The sequence below is a fragment of the Salmonella sp. SAL4457 genome (assembly GCF_046548235.1).
Taxonomy (GTDB): Bacteria; Pseudomonadota; Gammaproteobacteria; order Enterobacterales; family Enterobacteriaceae; genus Salmonella; species Salmonella enterica.
In genome coordinates this window covers 1-303 of the sequence record NZ_JBGDZO010000274.1, presented here as the reverse complement: position 1 = coordinate 303, position 303 = coordinate 1, and the positions used below count along the sequence as shown (strand labels likewise).

At 69.0% G+C, this 303-nt stretch carries 1 pseudogene; it reads left to right on the top strand.

Going from position 1 to position 303, the window contains the following annotated elements:
* Nucleotides 1-303, top strand: a pseudogene (locus tag ACLJNW_RS24250) (hypothetical protein); the annotation flags it as partial.

Here is a 303-nt window from a genome sequence, read left to right as displayed (position 1 = left end):
CCACCTACCAGTACGGCACGCAACTGCCCAAGGGGCCGCAGGGGCAGGTCGACATGGCCATCGGCAAGGGATTGGCGCGCGGACCGCTGAGCCTGCTGGCGCCGACCCGCCTGATCGAAGGCGAGGGCGAGGACCTGGTGCTGGACGGCGTGCCGTTCACCTTCCAGAACACGCCGGGCACCGAGTCGCCGGCGGAGATGAACATCTGGCTGCCGCGGCAGAAGGCCCTGCTGATGGCCGAGAACGTGGTCGGTACCCTGCACAACCTGTACACCCTGCGCGGCGCCGAGGTACGTGATGCGC